Here is a 19,602-nt window from a genome sequence, read left to right on the forward strand (position 1 = left end):
AGGACACATCATGGACCGCTCCGCATGGCGGCGCAGCAGCTACAGCACGGGGGCCAACAACTGTGTGGAGTACGCCCGCACCGGGCCGGGCCGGCTCGCCGTGCGCGACTCCAAGGAGGTGCGACGGCCGTCGCTGCCCTTCTCCTCAGGGGCGTGGACGGCCTTCCTGTCGGCCCTGCGCGAGCGCGAGCGCGCTCACTGATCCGGCTCCGGGGCCGCCGCCACGACCGTACGGACCGCCGCGCCGATCTGCCGCTCCGTCAGGTCGGCCCGCGCGGTCAGCCTGATCCGGGACACCCCGTCCGGCACCGAGGGCGGCCGGAAACACCCCACGGCGAGCCCCGCCGTACGGCAGTCGGCCGCCCAGCGTACGGCCGCCTCCGGCGACGGTGCCCGTACGGAGACGACGGCGGCGTCGGGCCGTACGGCGGTCAGGCCCGCGCCGGTCAGCCGCCGGTGCAGCTCGCCCGCGACCTCGCGCGCCCGGTCCGCCCTGGCCGGTTCCCGGCGCAGCAGCCGCAGCGCGGCCAGGGCGCCGCCCACGGCGGCCGGCGCGAGACCGGTGTCGAAGATGAACGTCCGGGCGGCGTTGACGAGATGGTCGATGACCCGGGCCGGGCCGAGGATCGCGCCACCCTGGCTGCCCAGGGACTTGGAGAGCGTGAGGGTGGCCACGACTCCGGCCGCGCCCGCCAGGCCCGCCGCCGCCAGGGTGCCCCGGCCGCCCTCGCCGAGCACGCCCAGCCCGTGCGCGTCGTCGGCGAGCAGCGCCGCGCCGTGCGCGCGGCAGACGGCGGCCAGCTCCGTCAGCGGCGCCGCGTCGCCGTCCACGGAGAACACGGCGTCGCTGACCACCAGCGTCCGGCGCCCCGGGTGCGGGGCGAGCGTCTTGGCGACGGCGTCGGGCGCCGCGTGCGGGACGACGACGGTCTCGGCGCGGGAGAGCCGGCAGCCGTCGACGATCGAGGCGTGGTTGCCCGCGTCGGACAGGAGCAGCCCGTCGCGGGCGGTGAGCGCGGTGAGCGCGGCCAGATTGGCGGCGTATCCGGAGGACAGGACGAGCGCCGACTCGAAGCCGCAGAATTCGGCCAGTTCGCGCTCCAGTTCGGCGTGGAGGGTGGTGCTGCCCGTGACCAGCCGGGAGCCGGTGGCGCCCGCGCCCCAGCGGAGGGCGGCGTCCGCCGCCGCGCCGGTCACCTCGGGGTGGCGGGCCAGGCCCAGATAGTCGTTGCTCGCCAGGTCCAGCAGGTCCTGCTCCGCCGGACGCGGCCGGAGCGTACGGACCAGTCCCGCCCGGGCGCGGTGGCGTGCCTCGTCGTCGGTCCAGTCGAACGGATCCTGCTGCTTCACGGTGCGGGCCTCCGGTGAGCGGTACGGCGGCCTTTTGTAGGCAGCGCACAGACTTTAACCATGGGCTGACCTGGGCAGGGTGTGGTGATGCACACACGTCGATCCGGCGGTGTTGTCGGGATCCTCCTTTCCCCGGGGGTCCCCGGTGGGCAAGGATCTGCACCATGGACCTTCTGAACACACTGGTGGAGAAGGGTCTGCGCCGCGAGCTGCCGACCCGCGAAGAAGCGCTCGCCGTACTGGCGACCTCCGACGACGATCTGCTCGACGTGGTGGCCGCGGCCGGGAAGGTGCGGCGGCAGTGGTTCGGGCGGCGGGTGAAGCTCAACTATCTGGTCAATCTGAAGTCCGGGCTCTGCCCCGAGGACTGCTCGTACTGCTCGCAGCGGCTCGGCTCCAAGGCCGAGATCCTGAAGTACACCTGGCTGAAGCCCGACGAGGCGACGAAGGTCGCGGCGGCCGGGGTGGCGGGCGGGGCGAAGCGGGTGTGTCTGGTCGCGAGCGGCCGGGGTCCGACCGACCGGGACATCGACCGGGTCTCGCGGACCATCGAGGCGATCAAGGAGCAGAACGAGGAGGTAGAGGTCTGCGCCTGCCTCGGACTGCTCTCCGGCGGCCAGGCGGAACGGCTGCGGGCGGCGGGGGCCGACGCGTACAACCACAACCTGAACACGTCCGAGGGGACGTACGGCGACATCACGACGACCCACACCTACGCGGACCGGGTCGAGACCGTACGGCTGGCCAGGGAGGGCGGGCTGTCCCCGTGCTCGGGTCTGATCGCCGGGATGGGGGAGAGCGACGAGGACCTGGTCGATGTGCTCTTCGCCCTGCGGGAGCTGGACCCCGACTCGGTGCCGGTCAACTTCCTGATCCCGATGGAGGGGACGCCGCTCGCCGCCGAGTGGAATCTGACCCCGCAGCGCTGCCTGCGCATCCTGGCGATGGCGCGGTTCGTCTGCCCGGATGTGGAGGTCCGGCTCGCGGGCGGGCGCGAGGTGCATCTGCGCTCGTTGCAGCCGCTCGCGCTGCATCTGGTCAACTCCATCTTCCTGGGCGACTATCTGACCAGTGAGGGCCAGGCGGGCCAGGCGGATCTGGACATGATCGCGGACGCCGGTTTCGAGGTGGAGGGCGCGGGTACGCCGACGCTTCCGGAGCATCGCGCGGGCGGCTGCGGGTCGGTGTGCGGCGACGGGGCGGAGTCCGCGTGCGGGTCCGGGGCCGGGGCCGAGTCGGAGTCCGTGGCGGCCGGGTCCGTACCGGCCGAGAGCGCCGCTGCCGGTGCGACCGCCGCTGATGTGCTGGCTTCCCGTCCCGGTCTGGTGTCCGTTCGCCGCCGGGGTGCGGGCACCGAGCTGGCGCCCAATGCCTGAGCCGGTCCTCGGCACCGGCGAGCTGCTGGATCTGGACCGGGCGCATGTGTGGCATCCGTACGGTCCGATGCCGGGGCGGGTCGATCCGCTGATCGTGGAGTCCGCGGCCGGGGTACGGCTGCGGCTGGCCGAACCCGCCCACGGGCAGGACGAGCTGGTCGACGGCATGGCGTCGTGGTGGTCGGCGATCCACGGCTACCGCCACCCGGTGCTCGACGAGGCGGCGCGCGGCCAGCTGGACCGGATGAGCCATGTGATGTTCGGCGGGCTCACCCACGAGCCCGCCGTACGGCTCGCCGCCCGGCTCGTCGAGATCACCCCGGAGCCTCTGCGCCATGTCTTTCTCGCCGACTCGGGCTCCGTGTCGGTCGAGGTCGCGGTGAAGATGTGCCTCCAGTACTGGCGTTCGCGCGGCCGGCCGGCCAAGCAGCGGCTGCTCACCTGGCGCGGCGGCTACCACGGTGACACCTGGCAGCCCATGTCGGTGTGCGATCCCGAGGGCGGGATGCACGGTCTGTGGGCGGGGGTGCTGCCGCGCCAGATCTTCGCGGACGCGCCGCCCGCCGCGTACGACGAGACGTACGCGGACGGGCTGCGCGCGCTGATCGCCCGGCACGCGGACGAGCTGGCGGCCGTCATCGTGGAGCCGGTGGTGCAGGGCGCGGGCGGGATGCGGTTCCACTCCCCCGCGTATCTGCGGGTGCTGCGCGAGGCGTGCGACGCGCACGGGGTGCTGCTGGTCTTCGACGAGATCGCCACCGGCTTCGGCCGGACCGGCACGCTCTTCGCCGCCGGGCAGGGCGGGGTCTCGCCCGATGTGATGTGTGTGGGCAAGGCGCTGACCGGCGGATATCTCACCATGGCGGCGACGTTGTGCACGGCGGAGGTGGCCGAGGGCATCTCGCGCGGCGAGGTGCCGGTGCTGGCGCACGGGCCGACGTTCATGGGCAATCCGCTGGCGGCGGCGGTCGCGCTCGCCTCGATCGATCTGCTGCTCGGCCAGGACTGGGCGGCGGAGGTCAAGCGGATCGGCGCGGGGCTCGGGGACGGGCTCGCCGAGGCGGCGGAGCTGCCCGGGGTACGGGAGGTACGGACGCTGGGCGCCATCGGGGTCGTCCAGCTGGACCACGACGTGGACATGGCCGCGGCGACGCGGGCGGCGGTGCGCGAGGGGGTGTGGCTGCGGCCGTTCCGCGACCTCGTGTACACGATGCCGCCCTATGTGACGGGCGACGCGGACGTCGCCAGGATCTGCCGCGCGGTGGTCGCGGCGGCGCGGGAGGGCTGACATGCGGGACGAGCTGAGATGCGGGAAGGGCTGACATGCCGGTGATCATCGTCTCCGGGACCGGTACGGAGATCGGCAAGACCGTCGTCACGGCGGCCGTCGCGGCGGCGGCGCTGGCCGGGGGCCGCAGCGTCGCCGTACTGAAGCCGGCGCAGACCGGGCTCGGCCCGGGTGAGCCGGGCGATGTGGCGGAGGCCGCGCGGCTGGCGGGCGCGGTGACCGCGGTGGAGCTGGCCCGCTATCCGGACCCGCTGGCGCCCGCGACGGCGGCCCGGCGGGCCGGTGCCGCGCCCGTACGCCCGCACGAGATCGCCGAGGCGGCCGAGAAGCTGGCGGCGGAGCACGATGTGGTGCTGGTCGAGGGGGCGGGCGGGCTGCTCGTACGGTTCGACGAGCGCGGCGCCACGCTCGCGGACGCGGCCGTGCTGCTGCGCGCGCCGGTCCTCGTGGTCGCGCCCGCCGGGCTGGGCACGCTCAACGCGACCGCGTTGACGACGGAGGCGCTGCGGGCGCGGGCGCTGACACCGCTCGGTGTGGTCATCGGCAGCTGGCCCGACACCCCGGGCCTGGCGGAACGCTGCAATCTGTCGGACCTGCCGGAGGCGGCGGGCGCGCCCCTGCTGGGCGCCGTACCGACGGGCGCGGGCGCCCTGCCCCCGGCCGAGTTCCGCACCCGCGCCGCCTCCTGGCTGGCCCCGGACCTCTTCGGCACCTGGCCAGGCCCCGAACCGGCCGCCACCGGCCTACCGGCCTGAGAACACCCGCCAACTCCCCGCGCGACCGGGGCCCCGGAGACCGCCATCCGTGATCCGCCGTCCCTGCCGGACGGCGAGCGCGGCATGCCGACCTGCTCGCGGCACCCGTGCCGACGAACCCGGCCCACGCGGCAACGGCCCCTGCCCCGGCCGGGACGGCCCTGACGGGTTACGCGCTCGGCACGGGCGACCAACGCCGGCCCTCCGGCCCGGGCGCGGCCGTATGCCGTGGTGACCGGTACGGGCACGGTCGCCGCCGCGACGGTTCCGGTAGGGGCCGGCCTCCCGGGCGGACAAGCAGGGCGGGGCGGCTTCCCGAAGGAAGCCGCCCCGCCCTGGTCCGAGCCGTACGCCCAGTGCTACGCGCCGCTCGCGTCCAGCATTTCGTCGCGTTCGACGATCTTCACGCGCTCGCGGCCCTGCTCCGCGCCGCGGGCCTGTTCGGCGGCGTCGAGGCGGTGCCAGCCCTCCCAGGTGGTGAAGCGGACGTCGCGCTCGCCGAGGAACGCGTCGACGGCCGCCGGGTCGGGCGACGCGGGGGTCTGGAGGCGGCCGTTCGCGTGGTCGTCCAGCAGGCTGGCGACCGTCTCGTTGGCGTCGCCCTTCGTGTGGCCGATGAGGCCGACGGGACCGCGCCGGATCCAGCCGGTGACGTACATGGACTTGAGGTGCTCGCCGGTCTCCTCGATCACCCGGCCGCCCTGGTCCGGGACCGTGCCGGACTCGACGTCCCAGGGCAGCTTGGGGAGCTTGTCGGAGAGGTAGCCCACGGCGCGGTAGACCGCGGTGAGGTCCCAGTCCTTGAAGGTGCCGGTGCCCTTGACGTTGCCCGTGCCGTCGAGCGCGGTGCGCTCGGTGCGCAGGCCGGTGACGGCGCCGTCCTCGCCGAGGATCTCGGTCGGGGACTCGAAGAAGTGCAGGAAGAGCTTGTGCGGCCGGTCGCCGGCATCGCGGATGGCCCAGTTCTCCAGGGTCTTGGCGACCATGTCGGCCTGCTTGTTGCCGCGCCGGGTGGCGATCGAGCCGTCGTCGTAGTCGATGTCCTCGGGGTCGACGATGACCTCGATGTTCGGGGAGTGGTCCAGCTCCCGCAGCTCCATCGGGCTGAACTTCGCCTGCGCCGGGCCGCGGCGGCCGAAGACGTGGACCTCCAGGGCCTTGTTGGCCTTGAGGCCCTCGTACACGTTCGGCGGGATCTCGGTCGGCAGCAGCTCGTCCGCGGTCTTGGCCAGCACGCGCGCCACATCGAGCGCGACGTTGCCGACGCCGAGGACGGCGACCTTCTCCGCGTGCAGCGGCCAGGTCCGCTCGACGTCCGGGTGGCCGTCGTACCAGGAGACGAAGTCGGCCGCGCCGTACGAGCCGTCGAGTTCGACGCCGGGTATGTCGAGCGCGCGGTCGGCCGTCGCGCCCGTGGAGAAGATCACGGCGTCGTAGAAGGCGCGCAGATCGTCCAGGTTGATGTCCCCGGGGTAGTCGACATTGCCGAAGAGCCGGATCTGGGGCTTGTCGAGCACCTGGTGCAGGGCCTTGACGATGCCCTTGATCCGGGGGTGGTCCGGGGCCACGCCGTAGCGGATCAGGCCGAACGGCGCCGGCATCCGCTCGAAGAGGTCGATGGAGACACCGGGCTCGGCGGCCACTGCGGACTTCAGCAGCGCGTCGGCGGCGTAGATCCCGGCCGGGCCGGCTCCGACAATGGCCACCCGCAGAGGGCGAGTCATGATCAGGTTTCCCTTCGAGCGATGGGCAGGGGCTCGCCGGAAGCCTAAACTAAGGCATGCCTAAGCTGGTAGTCGGCCCCTGTCTATGACCTCATAAGGCCGGCTTATGAGCCGGCCGCGGTCGTGCCTGGTCAGCGTAGGGGATGGGGCCGGGGCCGCCGGTCCCGCCCCCCTCTCCGTTCCACCCGCGTTCACGCCGCCGTGACCGCCGCCCCTCACATCTCCGCGGTCGCCGCCGGAGCCGTTGACTCGAACATGACGCAGGAGTTGCGCCAGACCACGAACAGCACACAGCCGGGCACCACCGCCAACCCCAGTAGCGGCGCCTGGTTGACCATCACCAGAGCGACCGCGAGCAGCCCGAGGTTCATCAGCCCGAGCGGCCACCGGCGGACCAGCGCGTACGGCGCCGCCAGGAGCGTGCGCCGCCACGCGCGCGGAGCGTCCTCGTACGCCAGGTAGGCCATCGCCGCGACACCGGAGCCGGCCGCGACGAGTACGGCCACCACGAGCAGCGGCACGAGCACCAGCCCGAGCGCCGAGTCGCGCAGTACGTACACATCGGTCGCGGCCACGGCCATCAGCAGGACGCAGGGCGCCCACAGGAGCAGCGCCCGGCCGGCCAGCCGCCGGTAGGCGCGCACCAGTTCGGCGACCGGGGCCCGCTCGTCCCCGTCGGACCGGCGCAGATAGCCGAAGACGGCGGCGAGCGACGGCCCGGTCCCGAGCGCGAGGATCCCGAAGAACACCGGGTACCGCCACGGCTGGTGGACCAGTTGCAGGGCGGCCAGCAGCGGCAGGTTCGCCGCCACCAGCCCCACGTTGACGACCAGGACCCGGTGGACGAACGACCAGATCAGGTCCCAGGAGCCGTACCCCACATTGAGCCGGGACGGCCGGCCGGTGACGGGTGCGCCGCTCATCTCCTCGCCTCGCTTGTCACTTGATTCCGCTGGTGGCGATTCCCTGCACGAAGTAGCGCTGTCCGAGCAGGAAGATCACCAGGATCGGCAGGACCGACAGCACCGAACCGGTCATGATCATGGCGTACCGGGCGTCGTACATCCCGACGAACTGACGCAGCCCGAGTTGTACGGTCCACAGGTCGTTGTCCGTGAGATAGATGAACGGACCCATGTAGTCGTTCCAGGTGTTGACGAAGGTCAGCAGCGCGAGGCTGGCCAGCGCCGGTTTGGAGAGCGGCAGGATCATCCGGGCCCAGATGCCGTACTCACTGAGCCCGTCCAGCCGCGCCGCCTCGCTGATCTCGTCCGGAATCGTCATATAGAACTGACGCATGAGGAACACCCCGAACGCGCCGAACGCCTGGAGCAGGATCAGCGAGAGATGGGTGTTCACCAGCCCGATCTTCTCCATCATGATGTACTGCGGCACCATGTACGCCTGCCACGGCACCGCGATGGTCGCGATGTAGCCGAGGAAGAGCGCGTCGCGGCCGGGGAACTGCATCTTGGCGAAGCCGTAGGCCGCGAAACTGCCCGTGAGCACCTGGAGCACGGTGATCGTGACGCTGAGGAACAGCGAGTTGCCCAGGTAGGTGAGCAGCGGGATATCGGTCCAGATCTCGGTGAAGTTCTGCCAGCGGAACTCCTCCGGTATCCACTGGATCGGGACGGTGAAGACCGCGTTGTCGGTCTTCACCGACGAAATGAGCATCCATCCGAACGGCAGCAGGATCGCCGCCGCCAGCACGATCAGTCCCGCGTAGAGGAGCACGCGGCCGACGGTCGTGCCCAGCTCCCCCCGGCGGCCGGGCGGGGCCGGGGCCGGGGCGGCCGGTGGCGCCCCGGTCTCCGTGCTGTCCTTCCGCAGCGTGGTCGTGTTCATCGTTCGGACCTCCGCTGGAGCTGGAACTGTACGAGGGTGATACTCAGGACGATCAGGAAGAGCACCAGGGAGATCGCCGACGCGTAGCCGAACCGTCCCTGGGTGATGCCCTGCCGGTAGATGAGCTGCGACAGCACCAGCGTGGAGCGGCCGGGGCCGCCCTCGGTCATGACCTGGACCAGGTCGAAGACCTTGAAGCTGGAGACCGTGAGCATGACCAGGACGAAGAAGGTGGTGGGCCGCAGCCCCGGCAGCGTCACATGCCAGAACCGCTTCCACGCGTTCGCGCCGTCCACCCGCGCCGCCTCGTACAGCTCACCGGGGATGGCCTGGAGCCCGGCGAGATAGAGCACCATGTAGTACCCCATGTCCCGCCACACACTGGTGATGACCAGCGCGGGCATCGACCACTCGGTGGAGGTCGTCCACCCCGGCGGGTTCGCTATGCCGATGAACTTCAGGAACTGGTTGACGGGCCCCAGCTCGGGGCTCAGCAGCATGTTCCAGACGACGGCCACCGCCACCAGCGAGGTGATGTACGGGAAGAAGAACGCCGTGCGGAGGACTCCCACGCCCTTCAGCTTCCGGTTCAGCAGCACGGCGAGGCCGAGGGCCGCCACCAGGGTGAGCGGGATATGGCCGACCGCGTACCAGGTGGTGTTCTCCAGAGCCGTCCAGAAGTTGCCGTCGTCGAACATCCGCCGGAAGTTGTCGAACCCGATCCATTCCGGCGTCGTGTACGAGTTCCAGTTGGTGAAGGCCAGCAGCAGGGTGCCGATCACCGGGATGAGCGTCAGGGCGGCGAAGCCCAGGAAGTTCGGGAGGATGAAGCTCCAGCCGACCAGGGTGTTGCGCCGGCGCCGCTGCTTTCCGGTGGAGCCGGTGGAGCCCGTGGCACCGGTCGGACCGGTGGCTCCGGTGGACCCGGTGGTGGGTTTGGTGGCAGTGGTCACTGGACTTCGGACTTCACGCGCTTGTTCATCTCCTCGATGCCCTTCTCGACGGACCTCTCACCGGTCATCACCAGTTCGTGCTCCTCGTCGAGGATCTGGTTGACGTCGGCGGTCTTGTCACTGACCGGCATCTCCAGATTCACCGCGTCCGGCTTCATGGCCTTGGCGGCCAGCTCGTCGGACGGCATGCCCTTGACCGCGAAGTACGCCTTCTGCACCTCGTCGCCGGTGTACGCGGGGACGACGCCGACCTTGGCGATGGCCGCCGCGCCCTTGGGGCCCGAGGCCCACTCCACGAACTTCTCGGCCGCCGACGGGTTCTTCGCCTTCTTGTTCACGGCGAACGCGGTCGGCGAGCCGAACGTGGTCGTCTTGCCGTCGGCCTTGATCTGCGGCATCGGCGCGATGCCCCAGTCGACGTCCGTGACGCCCTTGGCCTTGTCCTCCAGCAGCGCGGCGGCGAGCCAGCTGCCCATCGGCACCATGCCGACCTTGCCGCTCTCGAAGACCGTCTTGTAGTGGACCTGCTGGCTCTTGGCCGTCCCGAACGGCATCATGGCGCCGGACTTCTGGAGGTCCAGGGCCAGTTCGTACTGGTCCTTGAAGAATCCGTAGTCGCCGCCGAGCTGGTCACCGCCGGTCTGGGCGGCGGCGATCGCCTGGACCGGTGAACGCCAGGTCTGGAAGTGGGTGCCGTAGACCTTGTCCGTGCCCTTGCCCTTGGTGATCTCCTTCGCCAGGGACGCGAAGTCGGCCCAGCTGAGGTTCGACAGATCGGCGCCGGTCGGTTTGACGAGGGCCTTGTTGTAGAAGAGCACCCAGAAGTCGTGCCGGTAGGGCAGCGCGTAGTAGTGGCCGTCCAGCTCGAAGGGGTCCAGACCGGAGTAGGACGCCTTGTCGAGCGCCTCGACCTGGCTGTCCAGGGACTTCAGCTGGCCGCGGGTGGCGTAGCGGGAGTAGTCGGTGACGTTCTTCATCGTCAGGACGTCGGTGGAGTCGCCGCCCGCGAGCATGGTGGTGACCTTGTCGGCGTAGTCGTCGGCGAGGATGTCGACCGGCTGGACGTCGATCTTCGGGTTCTCCGCCTCGAAGCCCTCGATCAGCGCCTTGAACTCGGGGGTCGTGTCGTAGTTCCAGAGCGCGACCTTGACGACCGTACGGCCGTCGGAGGTGGTACCGGAATCGCTGCCTCCGCCTCCGCAGCCGGCGGCGAGCAGGGACACGGCGACGGCGGCCGTCAGGGCTCTTGCTGGGATCTTCCTCATGATGTGCGGCTCCTTCGAGTTGACTGTTCTTGCGGGAGGCGGTGCGGGGCGGAAAACAGGGGCAGGTGCTCAGGCGCTCAGCCCGAGCGCCCAGTTCTCCGCCGTGATCTCCGTCCGCAGGGGCTGCCGGGCGGACCAACGGGCCAGTTCGTCCATCGCGTGGTCGGTGAGACGTCCGATCTCAGAACCGAGCGAGCCTGCTACGTGGGGGGTGATCATCACGCGGGCCAGTCGCCGGAGCGGTGAGCCGGCAGGCAGCGGCTCGGGCTCGGTGACGTCGAGGATGGCGAAGAGGCGGCCCGCCGCACACTCCGCGGCCAGTGCGTCGGAGTCGATGAGACTGCCGCGCGCGGTGTTGATGACGGTCGCGCTGTCGGGCAGCAGCGCCAGCTCCGCCGCGCCGATCAGCTTGCGGGTCTCGGGGAGTTCGGGCGCGTGCAGGGTCAGTACGTCGACCCGCGGGAGCAGTTCGGCCAGATCCACCAGGGTGGCGCCGGCCCTGCTGACCTCGGCCGGGTCGGCGTAGGGGTCCGCGACGAGACAGGTGGTGCCGCCGAGGACCTTGAGCAGTTCGACGACCTTGCGGCCGATCCGGGAGAACCCCACCACCCCGACCGTTCTGCGGAAGTTGGACAGGTCCCCGTAGCCGGTGACCGATCCCCAGCCCTCGTAGGCGCGCAGTTCGTCGGCCGCGAGGAAGGGGGCCTTCTTGCCGGCGAAGATGATGGCGGCCAGGGTGTACTCGGCGACGGGGATCGCGTTGGCGTCGGCGCCGCTGGTCACGCGGATGCCGCGGCGCCACACCTCGTCCCCCACCAGACCGCGCACACTGCCCGCGCAGTGCAGCACCGCTTTGAGGGACGGCGCCGCCGCGAGCCGTTCGCCGGTCAGCCGGGGCGCGCCCCATGACGTCAGCAGTACCTCGACCTCCGCCAGCCGGGCCCGTACCGGGGAGGAGTCGAGATCGTCGGTCCACACCGGATCGCCCAGTTCCACCAGGCCCGCCAAGCGTTCGAGCCGGGCCGCGTCGAAGTGCGCGTCGAAGCTCTGCCTGTCCATGACGACCAGCGCTTGGGGCTTCGTCTGCATCGGGTGTCGAATCCTTCCCATGGGCGCGGGCGATGGCCACGCGCCGACCAGTTCCTTGCCGTATACGGAGTTCCTTGCCGAACACGTTGGAATAGAGATAGTGGTGTGGCGTACGGATTCACTAGAGGTCGTACGTAAACGAAGCGAAACGTTCAGAGTCGAACGGGTAAAAGGTCAGGTGTCCAGATGACGGATGAGCGACTCTTCGCTTTGCAGCGCCGGGAACGGCTGATGGACGAGCTGCGGCGGCACGGTTCCCTGCGGGTCCGGGAGGTGGCGCGGACCCTGGAGGTCAGCGAGCTGACCATCCGGCGCGATATCGCCGCGCTCGCCGCCCGCGGTCTGCTCACCCGCGTGCACGGCGGCGCGACACTGCCGACCGAACTCGATCCGGCCCAGGCGCGCCGGCACCGCCCGGCGGCGACGCCGTTCACCATCGGTATGGTCGTGCCCTCGCTGGACTACTACTGGCCGCAGATCGTCGGCGGGGCGCGGAGCGCGGCGGTCGCGCTGGGCGTCCATATCCAGTTGCGCGGTTCGAGCTACGACCCGGCCGAGGACCGCCGCCAGATCAGCCGGCTGATCGCCGCGCAGCAGGTCCAGGGGCTGCTGCTGGCGCCGAATCTGGAGGGCGAGGGGCTCGACGAGATGGTCGACTGGCTCGTCGGGCTGCCGGTGCCGGCGATCCTGGTCGAGCGGCAGATATCCCGGTGGACGCCGACCCCGCGCCAGTTGGGGTGGGTACGCAGCGATCACGCGATGGGCCTGGAGATGGCGGTGCGGCATCTGCACGAGCACGGCCACCGCAGGATCGGGCTGGTGCTGTCGAAGGGCAGCCCGACCTCGGCCCATCTCGCGCAGGGGTGGCACAAGGCGTGCGCGGAGCTGGATCTGCCGGGCGGGTTCGTGGTGCGGGAGAGCGTCGCCCTCGATGTGCCGGGGCACCGGGAGATCATCAAGGGCATTCTGGACCGGTCCCGTTCGGCCCGGATCACCGCGCTGATCGTGCACAGCGATCCCGACGCGATGTCCATCGCCCAGTACCTCACGGAGCAGGGCCTGAGCGTGCCCGACGACATGGCGATGGTCAGTTACGACGACGAGGTGGCCCATCTCGCGGAGCCGGCGATGACGGCGATCCGCCCGCCCAAGTCGCGGGTGGGCCGGGTGGCGGTCGAGATGATGGTGTCCCGGCTGCGCGAAGGCCGGCGCCACCCGGCGCAGCGCGTTCTGGTCCTGCCGGAGCTGGTCCTCCGTAACTCGTCGGTGCCGAGGGCGGGGGGTGCCCGGCCGTAGGGGTAGGGCAGCGGGGGGCCCGGCCGGGTCAGTGGGCGCGTTCGATCCGGACCCGGAGGGGCGGGTGGGGTGCTCGGCCGGGCGTCCGGGACGGGCCGGTGCGCAGGGTCAGCCTGGTCAGCCGCTCGCCCCAGGAGCGGCGCAGCAGCGGGTCCTCCAGCGGCTGTTCCTCAAGGACGGCGGTCAACAGCGCGGCGTCCCAGGTCAGTTGGAGCGCGCCGCCGCCGGCCGTGGCGACCACGGCCCGGCCTTCGTGGAGCCGGACGTCACCCGCGATCACGTGCGACAGACCGAGCGTGCCGGAGGTGCCGTCGGGTCCGGGGGCCGGTTCGTCCGTGACGACGATGTGCGCGGGGGCGGCGGCGGTGGCCCGTATCAGCGTGACGGTCCGGCGCAGCGCGCCGAGCAGGCCCTCGGGGTAGGCGTGCGCGAGGTCGGCGGACCACTCGGTGGCGGGGCCGCCGGTCTCGGCGCGTACGTCGCGGGCGCGGTACGCGGCCCCCGGGCGCTGGCCGCTGCCGGGCTGGGGGACGTTGTGCCAGGCGCTGCGCAGCGGCCAGGCGTGGTAGCGGCCGGGGCCGAAGCTGGAGGCGGTGTAGGTGGGCTGCCCGATGTCGACGATCACGGGCTCGCCGTCGAGGGCGACCCAGTAGGTGCCGACGTCGAGATGGTTGTGGCGTTCGTCGTTGTGACCGCCCTTGACGGCGAGGGCGAGCCCTTCGGCGGTGCCGGCGCGCTCGCGGGTGACGAGCACCTCCACGCGGGGCAGCCAGACGTCGCGGGGCAGCCAGGCAGCGTTGCCCGCGTTGTCGGGGGAGGTCGCGGTGGCGGCGGTTGCGGTGGCGGCGCGCCAGGTGGGGTCGGTGAGTCCGGCCAGCGCGCGGCCGAGGCCGTCCTCGTGGCTCGCGGTGACGCCCCGCGCCAGGCCGCGGGCCAGCGCGTGGCCGCTGACGGCCGGGTCGCCGAGCCGGGTGCCCCAGCGGAACAGGACATGCCAGGGCTGCTCGTCGGGGAGCCGGGCCGGGGCGTCACCGACGTTGACGTACCACGCTCCGCCGAAGTGCATACGGTACGGGTAGCGCACGACCTCGGCGAGTACGGGCAGGTCGCGGGCGTCGCACTCCGGACCGCCGACGGCGGCGAGCAGATCGAGCGCCTCCAGCAGCCGGCAGGCGCCGAGCCACCAGTAGGCGACGCCCTCGTCCACTCCGCCGTCGTCGGGCAGCACCTGGGCGAAGAGGTCGAGGCCGCGGACCACCAGCCGGACGATGTCGGCGCGTTCCTCCTCGCCTTCCTCGTTCTCCGCGTCGTCGTCGCCGAGCAGGAGGGCGGCGGTCAGCACCGCGCCGTGCACCCACGGGTTCCAGTTGTGGGCGTCGCCGTCGAGGCCGATCCAGTGCCAGTCCCTGATCCGCCGGAAGGGGTCGAGGACGCGCAGACGGACCTCGCGCCGGATCCTGCGCCGCAGCCCGGGGACGCGCTCGTCGAGGCGGGGCCCCAGGACATGGTCGGCCCAGGCCAGCAGCGAGGCGACCTCGGCGGCGCCGAGGTCGAGGAACGGCTCGTCGGGGTCCGGCAGGTTCTCGCCGCGCGCGGTGGTGAAGCGGTCGTGCGGCGCCCAGCACCAGGTGCTCGCCTCGGCGAGCGCCATGAGCGCGTCGGCCGCCGCGTCGAGGTACGGGGCGGCGCCGGGCGGTGCCTGCGCGGGCGCGGACTCCCCGGTCAGCACCGCCGCGAGGACGAACAGCGAGGTACGGTGCCGCAGCGCGCCGGCCTCGCTCTCGTACGCCGTCCGCACCCCGTCCCGGAAGGCGCGCGCCCAGTCGGACGCGCGCAACACCGGTGCCGGACGGGCGAGTTCCGCCTCCGCCGCGGTGAGGAGCGCGGTGCGGGTGCCGGCGTCCACCGTGTCCCAGACCCCTCGGTCGGTCACCGGCGGGACGGGCACGCGCCGGGGCGCGTCCCGCAGCCGCTCGCCGAGCCCCTTCACCTGAGCAATGTTCGCTACCGTTCGAAAATGTTCGTTCACCTGGGTGAGTATGGCGCTTTACCGTGCGCGCGGCGATGTCATATGGGACACGTGCCCCGGGCGGGTCAGCCGGAGCGCGGGACGTAGTAGGGCCGGTTGTGGGCGGCGACGGGGGCCGACTGGTACGTCCACACCCCGGCGGGCGAGGCGCTGCCGACGAGGGCGGTCAGCTCGGCGCCGATGGCGGAGTCCGGGTCGTGGACGGTCAGCTCGACCCGTTCCACCCGCTCCGCCGCGTCCGCCGCGCCGGTCAGCGAGGCGTACTGGTAGGGCTGGTAGACGTTCATGGGACCGGCCAGCGGACGGCCGTCCGGATCGGTGCCGTAGCCGGTGATGGGGGTGTTGTTGACAAGGGTGCGCGGCAGCCCGGTCAGGTCCGCCGAGAAGGAGAACAGCGCCCCGTCCTCGCCCTTGCACGCGACGGTCCAGATGTCGCCGGCCGGGCCGTTGAGGGAGGGGAGGGTCGTCTCGAACCGGGCGGGGTACTTCGGCTCCCCGTACAGCTTCGTACCGGCCTCGATGGCCAGCGGGTTGTCGCACAGCACGTGGAGGCGGGCGATACCGAGCAGCTTGGTCTGGTCGTGGCCGTGGGCGTACTGCTCGTACGAGAGACGGGCGAGACGGTCGGCGCAGGCGGTGGGGTACGCGACGATGCTGTACTCGATCTCCTGGGTGATGCCGCCGCCGTTCGGGTACTGGGCGAAGTACAGCTGGTAGTTGAGGGTGACACAGGCCCGTCCCCCGAACTCGGCCGCGCTCAGGTCCGGATGGTGTTCGGCGAGGGCCTTGCGCACCGGGGCGGGGTCGACCAGATAGTCGAGCCCGATGTTGTGCAGGGCCCCGTAGTGGAAGGGGAGTTGGTACGGGGCGGCGACGGGCGGCAGGGAGAGCGTGTCGGTGTTGTTGTGAGCGGTGTTGTGAGCGGTCTCGCCTGTTGTGTCGTCGGCCGTGTTGTCCGTCATGGTGTGTCCGTCTCCTCGGGGGTGGTGGGGCCGGGGGCCGCCGCGCGGAGTGTGACGCGCGCCCCGGACAGCTCGCGGTGCATCCGTTCGGCGCTGCGCAGGGTGATCGCCGCCATGGTGAGCGTCGGGTTGGACGTACCGAGGGAGGGCATGCTGCCGCAGCCCACCACATAGAGGTTGGGGTGGTCCCAGGCGCGCTGCCAGGAGTCGACGACGGAGTCGGCGGGCCGCTCGCCCATGATGTGGGTGCCCGCGCCGTGGCCCGCGCCGCGGTAGGCGTAGGGCCGGCCGCCGTACTCGAACCAGCCGGGCTGGGACGGGCCCGCCGCGTACGTACTGTGGTCCTCGGCCCCGAGCAGCGCGAAGATCTCGTCGGACACCGCCTTGGCCGCGGCGATGCCCCGCTTCACATGGTCGGACAGGTCATAGGTCAGCACGGGGCGCGGATCGCCCAGCGGGTCGCGGCGGCGCGGATCGAGGGTCACGCGGTTGGCGGGGTCGGCGCTCTGCTCCATCTCGAACTGCAACGCGAACTGCCGCCCGACCCGGTCCCCGACCGCCTGTCGCAGCTCCGCGCCGAAGAGCCCGCCGCGCAGCAGGGCGGCGACCTCGTGGCCGGGCGGGCCCACGGCCCAGGTCCAGCCCCAGTTGCCGATCTCCACCCGGAAGGGGGCGCGCGCGGCGCGGGCGGGACCGAACCGGAAGCCCTCCAGACCGGATGTCGAACCGGGCCCCCGGTAGGGTCCCGTCCGCTGCGGCAGAAGACCCCAGGTGAGCAGGACCGGGTGGTCCATCAGATTCCGGCCCACCTGGTCGCTGGAGTTGGCCAGTCCGGAGGAGAGCAGGAGCCGGGCGTTCTCGATCGCGTGCGCGGCCAGTACGACCAGGGAACCGCGCGCCGTGTGCCGGGTGACGGAGGCGGGCCGGGCGGGGTCGTCGTAGCGTCGGTACTCGACCCCGGTGATACGGCCGGACGGGTCGGCCAGCAGCCGGCCGGCCACCGCGCGGGTGAGGAGGGTGACGCTCGGCCCCCAGCGGCGCTGGGTCCGGCGCGGGGTGTACTTCGCCCCGGTGGGACAGACCGGGATACAGCTGGCGCTGCCCTCGCAGACGGGACCGTGCTCCTCGGTGGCGGCGCTGTTGCGCGCCTGGGGCGTGCCGACGACGCGTAACTCGACATCGCGCGGATACGAGGGATCCGTGATCTTCCGCCCGTCGAGCCGCTCGGCCAGCAACCGGTCCACTTGGCTCGCGGGTAAGGGGCGGTGGGCGAAGGCGTAGCCGTCCGCGAGCGGCAGTCCGACCAGCTCGCGCTGTTCCACCGGGTCGGCGGCGACGCCCAACTCGTGCTCCGCGGCACGGTAGTACGGCTCCAGCTCCTCGTAACCGATCGGCCAGTCCCGGCCGTAGCCGAAGTCCGCGGTACGGAAGTCCTCCGGGTGCATGCGCGGGGCCAGGCCCGTCCACGCCGTACCCGTACCGCCGTTGACCCGGAGATAGCCGCTCGCGTACGGCAGGGGGCCGTCCTGGACGAGGTGCCCCGCGGCCCGGTACCCGCCACCGGTCCGGCCGCCGAGGTCCAGTACGTCGGGCGACGGCACCAGGGGGTTACCGGCGATCGCCGCGCTCGGGACCTTCGCCCGCGCGGACCGGAAGCGTTCCGCGTCGACCGCGGGCGCCCCGTCCGGGCCGTCGTCGTCGCCCAGCCCCGCCTCCAGGACCAGGACACGCCAGCCGCGGTCGCCGAGCTGCCGCGCCACCAGCGATCCGGCGACGCCGGCGCCGACGACGATCACATCGTGGTGCGCGTCGTGATGCGTGCCGTGATGCGTGCCGTGATCCGTTTTATGGTCCCCGCCGTCGGTCACCGGACCCCGCCTCCCGCCGCAGCCGCAGTGGCCGGAGGGGCGGCCCAGGTGCCGTAGCCGGGCCGCCCCGCGCCGGGCGCGTGACCGCCCAAGCCGCGCCAGACCAGCCCACGGGAGTAGGCACGCCCCGACAGCAGCCGGGGCGCCGGACCGCCCTCGTCGGCCGCGAGGCCCGGCCACTCCCCCACGTACCAGAGATGGCACACGGCCCGTGCCAGTTCCGCCAGCGACTCGTCCTCGGCCAGCGCGGCGCGCGCGTCGGCCGCCGGACCGGTCAGTCTGTCCAGCAGCTCGGCGTAGAGGGGCGGTTCGGCACACCGGGTCACGAACTCCCGGTAGCTCTCGGCCATACCGGTCTCCGCGAGTTCGGCGGTGTCGAACCCCGTCAGCACCGCCGAGGCCGCCACGAACCGCTCGGCCGCGCGCCCCGGCCGGCCGGCCTCGTGCCCTGGAAGCGCCATCGCCCCACCCCTTCTCGGGTCATCCCACCGGACCGCCGCCGGACCGCGCCCTTCAGCCCGGCCCGTCAGCCCGCATCCCTACCTCCGTACCGGCCGGTTCATGCGCCGGCGGCTCACTGTGATCGGGGAAAGCCAAATGGTAATATCATGCCCGTTCCAACAATTTTAGAGGGTTTCTCAAGCCGAATGCTTCACAGTCATCACCGACGAAAAAGCTGACGGCCAAGCGGCGTTCGGGAGCAGCTATGGATTTGGGCAGAGTTATTCGGTTCGATCAGGTAAAGGGTTATGGATTCATCGCGCCGGAATCCGGCGACGAGGATATCTTCCTGCACGTCAACGACCTGCTCGACGACAAGCACCTGATCAAGCCCGGGATTTCGGTCATGTTCGAGGTCGAGGAGGGCGACCGGGGGCTCAAGGCATCGGCCGTTCGCATTGCCGAGGACCGGCACGCACCCGCGGCCCGGCCGGCCCGGAGCGGGAATTACACCAAGGCACAGAACAGCGACGAGGAATTCTCGGAGGAACTCTGCGAAGTCATTTCGCAGGAGAAGTACCTCCAGGAGATCACCGAAGTCCTGCTCACCGTCGACCCGAGCCTGACCGGCAAGCAGATTCTCGCGGCCCGTAGCGCGCTGGCCGAGATCGGCAGGAAGTACGGCTGGGTCGAGGACTGACACCGTCGCCCGGCCGCCGGACTCCCGGCGGCCGGGCACAAGCTGCTGGGCACAGGCTGCTGGGCTCAAGCGGCCGGGCACAGCCGGGCACAAGCCGTTTGGGCACAGCCGCCGCGGCGCGGAAATCGCTCGCCGGGCGGGCCGGCGCTCTGCTTGGCTCGTGCGATGAGCGATATCCACATACGTGCCGCCGGCCCCTCGGACATCGGAGCCGTACTGCGGTTCTGGCGTGACGCCGCGGAGGGCACGAGCATCAGCGACGATCACGACGGAATGGCCCGGCTCCTCGCCCGGGATCCCGGGGCGCTGCTTCTCGCGGAGCGGGACGGCCTTCTCACCGGGACCGTGATCGCCGGTTTCGACGGCTGGCGGTGCCATCTCTACCGGCTCGCGGTCCACCCGGACCACCGGCGGCGCGGAATCGGCGGGGCGCTGCTCGCGGCGGCCGAGGAGCGGTTCGCCGGGCTGGGCGGGCGGCGCGCGGACGCGATGGTGCTGGACCGCAACGACCTGGCGCGGCATGCGTGGCGGGCGGCCGGGTACGGACCCGAGGAGCAGTGGACGCGCTGGGTGAAGCCGCTGGGCGCCGGCCCGGGGGTGTCTCCGGGCCCGCGCCCGGCCGGCAACGGCTGACGGCCGCCGTCGCGCGGTCCGCCGT

The 19,602-nt window shown here is 71.8% G+C and carries 18 protein-coding genes; 7 read left to right on the forward strand and 11 right to left on the reverse strand.

Annotation, left to right across the window (positions count from 1 at the left end; all coding sequences use genetic code 11):
- Positions 1 to 10: 10 nt before the first annotated feature.
- Positions 11 to 202: a DUF397 domain-containing protein gene (locus tag DVK44_RS02050; RefSeq protein ID WP_114658038.1), complete on the forward strand. Its 192-nt coding sequence runs from the start codon at positions 11 to 13 to the stop codon at positions 200 to 202.
- Here DVK44_RS02050 and DVK44_RS02055 read toward each other — a convergent pair.
- Entirely contained in the window at positions 196 to 1,350 is a 1,155-nt protein-coding gene (locus DVK44_RS02055; protein WP_114658039.1) for an 8-amino-7-oxononanoate synthase, read from the reverse strand. The genes DVK44_RS02050 and DVK44_RS02055 overlap by 7 nt on opposite strands.
- Positions 1,351 to 1,514: 164 nt before the next feature.
- On the opposite strand from DVK44_RS02055, the gene bioB reads away from it, so the two are divergent.
- Genes bioB through bioD form a run of 3 tightly spaced genes read left to right on the forward strand, consistent with a single transcriptional unit; the run spans position 1,515 to position 4,769 of the window.
- Positions 1,515 to 2,726 (forward strand): biotin synthase BioB, encoded by a 1,212-nt coding sequence (gene bioB, locus DVK44_RS02060; RefSeq protein WP_114658040.1) that lies wholly within the window; start codon positions 1,515 to 1,517, stop codon positions 2,724 to 2,726.
- The gene (locus DVK44_RS02065) at positions 2,719 to 4,014 is read left to right on the forward strand and encodes an adenosylmethionine--8-amino-7-oxononanoate transaminase (RefSeq protein WP_114658041.1); all 1,296 of its coding nucleotides are present in this window, start codon (positions 2,719 to 2,721) and stop codon (positions 4,012 to 4,014) included. The genes bioB and DVK44_RS02065 overlap by 8 nt, the downstream gene beginning before the upstream one ends.
- A 35-nt stretch (positions 4,015 to 4,049) precedes the next feature.
- Complete coding sequence (gene bioD, locus DVK44_RS02070; protein WP_114658042.1) at positions 4,050 to 4,769, forward strand: dethiobiotin synthase; 720 nt, start codon at positions 4,050 to 4,052, stop codon at positions 4,767 to 4,769.
- A gap of 359 nt (positions 4,770 to 5,128) precedes the next feature.
- Here bioD and DVK44_RS02075 read toward each other — a convergent pair whose 3' ends face one another.
- The 6 genes from DVK44_RS02075 to DVK44_RS02100 all read right to left on the reverse strand — a co-directional run bounded on the left by DVK44_RS02075 (position 5,129) and on the right by DVK44_RS02100 (position 11,648).
- A complete protein-coding gene (locus DVK44_RS02075; RefSeq protein WP_114658043.1) occupies positions 5,129 to 6,493 on the reverse strand; it encodes an FAD-dependent oxidoreductase in 1,365 nt (454 codons plus the stop codon).
- Between the two features lie 215 nt (positions 6,494 to 6,708).
- A complete protein-coding gene (locus DVK44_RS02080) occupies positions 6,709 to 7,416 on the reverse strand; it encodes a hypothetical protein (RefSeq protein WP_114658044.1) in 708 nt (235 codons plus the stop codon).
- A gap of 16 nt (positions 7,417 to 7,432) precedes the next feature.
- Positions 7,433 to 8,341 carry a carbohydrate ABC transporter permease gene (locus tag DVK44_RS02085; protein ID WP_114658045.1) on the reverse strand — a complete coding sequence of 303 codons (909 nt, stop codon included), beginning with the start codon at positions 8,339 to 8,341 and terminating at the stop codon, positions 7,433 to 7,435.
- Positions 8,338 to 9,294, reverse strand: coding sequence for a carbohydrate ABC transporter permease (locus tag DVK44_RS02090; RefSeq protein WP_114658046.1), 957 nt, complete (start codon positions 9,292 to 9,294; stop codon positions 8,338 to 8,340). The genes DVK44_RS02085 and DVK44_RS02090 overlap by 4 nt, the downstream gene beginning before the upstream one ends.
- A complete protein-coding gene (locus DVK44_RS02095) occupies positions 9,291 to 10,559 on the reverse strand; it encodes an ABC transporter substrate-binding protein (protein WP_114658047.1) in 1,269 nt (422 codons plus the stop codon). The genes DVK44_RS02090 and DVK44_RS02095 overlap by 4 nt, the downstream gene beginning before the upstream one ends.
- Before the next feature lie 69 nt (positions 10,560 to 10,628).
- The gene (locus tag DVK44_RS02100; RefSeq protein ID WP_114658048.1) at positions 10,629 to 11,648 is read right to left on the reverse strand and encodes a hydroxyacid dehydrogenase; all 1,020 of its coding nucleotides are present in this window, start codon (positions 11,646 to 11,648) and stop codon (positions 10,629 to 10,631) included.
- 186 nt (positions 11,649 to 11,834) lie between these two features.
- On the opposite strand from DVK44_RS02100, the gene DVK44_RS02105 reads away from it, so the two are divergent.
- Positions 11,835 to 12,944, forward strand: coding sequence for a substrate-binding domain-containing protein (locus tag DVK44_RS02105; RefSeq protein ID WP_114658049.1), 1,110 nt, complete (start codon positions 11,835 to 11,837; stop codon positions 12,942 to 12,944).
- Between the two features lie 28 nt (positions 12,945 to 12,972).
- On the opposite strand, the gene DVK44_RS02110 is transcribed toward DVK44_RS02105, so the two are convergent.
- The 4 genes from DVK44_RS02110 to DVK44_RS02125 all read right to left on the reverse strand — a co-directional run bounded on the left by DVK44_RS02110 (position 12,973) and on the right by DVK44_RS02125 (position 18,264).
- Positions 12,973 to 14,934, reverse strand: coding sequence for a heparinase II/III family protein (locus DVK44_RS02110; RefSeq protein WP_228446953.1), 1,962 nt, complete (start codon positions 14,932 to 14,934; stop codon positions 12,973 to 12,975).
- 104 nt (positions 14,935 to 15,038) lie between these two features.
- Entirely contained in the window at positions 15,039 to 15,935 is an 897-nt protein-coding gene (locus DVK44_RS02115; protein WP_228446954.1) for a hypothetical protein, read from the reverse strand.
- A complete protein-coding gene (locus DVK44_RS02120; RefSeq protein WP_114658050.1) occupies positions 15,932 to 17,803 on the reverse strand; it encodes a GMC family oxidoreductase in 1,872 nt (623 codons plus the stop codon). The genes DVK44_RS02115 and DVK44_RS02120 overlap by 4 nt, the downstream gene beginning before the upstream one ends.
- Positions 17,800 to 18,264 (reverse strand): hypothetical protein, encoded by a 465-nt coding sequence (locus DVK44_RS02125; protein WP_114658051.1) that lies wholly within the window; start codon positions 18,262 to 18,264, stop codon positions 17,800 to 17,802. Before DVK44_RS02125 ends, DVK44_RS02120 begins: the two co-directional genes overlap by 4 nt.
- A gap of 245 nt (positions 18,265 to 18,509) precedes the next feature.
- Here DVK44_RS02125 and DVK44_RS02130 point away from each other — a divergent pair, with 245 nt between their 5' ends.
- Together DVK44_RS02130 and DVK44_RS02135 are read left to right on the forward strand one after the other, a co-directional pair.
- Positions 18,510 to 18,944 carry a cold-shock protein gene (locus tag DVK44_RS02130; RefSeq protein WP_114658052.1) on the forward strand — a complete coding sequence of 145 codons (435 nt, stop codon included), beginning with the start codon at positions 18,510 to 18,512 and terminating at the stop codon, positions 18,942 to 18,944.
- A gap of 165 nt (positions 18,945 to 19,109) precedes the next feature.
- Positions 19,110 to 19,577: a GNAT family N-acetyltransferase gene (locus tag DVK44_RS02135; RefSeq protein WP_114658053.1), complete on the forward strand. Its 468-nt coding sequence runs from the start codon at positions 19,110 to 19,112 to the stop codon at positions 19,575 to 19,577.
- Positions 19,578 to 19,602 lie beyond the last annotated feature (25 nt).

Source organism: Streptomyces paludis (assembly GCF_003344965.1).
Classification (GTDB): Bacteria; Actinomycetota; Actinomycetes; order Streptomycetales; family Streptomycetaceae; genus Streptomyces; species Streptomyces paludis.

What these genes read in the sequence shown, in the direction of transcription:
- DVK44_RS02075 (WP_114658043.1), bottom strand. Translation starts at nt 6,493, where the DNA reads ATGACTCGCCCTCTGCGGGTGGCCATTGTCGGAGCCGGCCCGGCCGGG.
- DVK44_RS02080 (WP_114658044.1), bottom strand. Translation starts at nt 7,416, where the DNA reads ATGAGCGGCGCACCCGTCACCGGCCGGCCGTCCCGGCTCAATGTGGGG.
- DVK44_RS02065 (WP_114658041.1), top strand. Translation starts at nt 2,719, where the DNA reads ATGCCTGAGCCGGTCCTCGGCACCGGCGAGCTGCTGGATCTGGACCGG.
- bioD (WP_114658042.1), top strand. Translation starts at nt 4,050, where the DNA reads ATGCCGGTGATCATCGTCTCCGGGACCGGTACGGAGATCGGCAAGACC.
- DVK44_RS02125 (WP_114658051.1), bottom strand. Translation starts at nt 18,264, where the DNA reads ATGGCGCTTCCAGGGCACGAGGCCGGCCGGCCGGGGCGCGCGGCCGAG.
- DVK44_RS02115 (WP_228446954.1), bottom strand. Translation starts at nt 15,935, where the DNA reads ATGACGGACAACACGGCCGACGACACAACAGGCGAGACCGCTCACAAC.
- DVK44_RS02085 (WP_114658045.1), bottom strand. Translation starts at nt 8,341, where the DNA reads ATGAACACGACCACGCTGCGGAAGGACAGCACGGAGACCGGGGCGCCA.
- DVK44_RS02130 (WP_114658052.1), top strand. Translation starts at nt 18,510, where the DNA reads ATGGATTTGGGCAGAGTTATTCGGTTCGATCAGGTAAAGGGTTATGGA.
- bioB (WP_114658040.1), top strand. Translation starts at nt 1,515, where the DNA reads ATGGACCTTCTGAACACACTGGTGGAGAAGGGTCTGCGCCGCGAGCTG.
- DVK44_RS02050 (WP_114658038.1), top strand. Translation starts at nt 11, where the DNA reads ATGGACCGCTCCGCATGGCGGCGCAGCAGCTACAGCACGGGGGCCAAC.
- DVK44_RS02095 (WP_114658047.1), bottom strand. Translation starts at nt 10,559, where the DNA reads ATGAGGAAGATCCCAGCAAGAGCCCTGACGGCCGCCGTCGCCGTGTCC.
- DVK44_RS02135 (WP_114658053.1), top strand. Translation starts at nt 19,110, where the DNA reads ATGAGCGATATCCACATACGTGCCGCCGGCCCCTCGGACATCGGAGCC.
- DVK44_RS02105 (WP_114658049.1), top strand. Translation starts at nt 11,835, where the DNA reads ATGACGGATGAGCGACTCTTCGCTTTGCAGCGCCGGGAACGGCTGATG.
- DVK44_RS02100 (WP_114658048.1), bottom strand. Translation starts at nt 11,648, where the DNA reads ATGCAGACGAAGCCCCAAGCGCTGGTCGTCATGGACAGGCAGAGCTTC.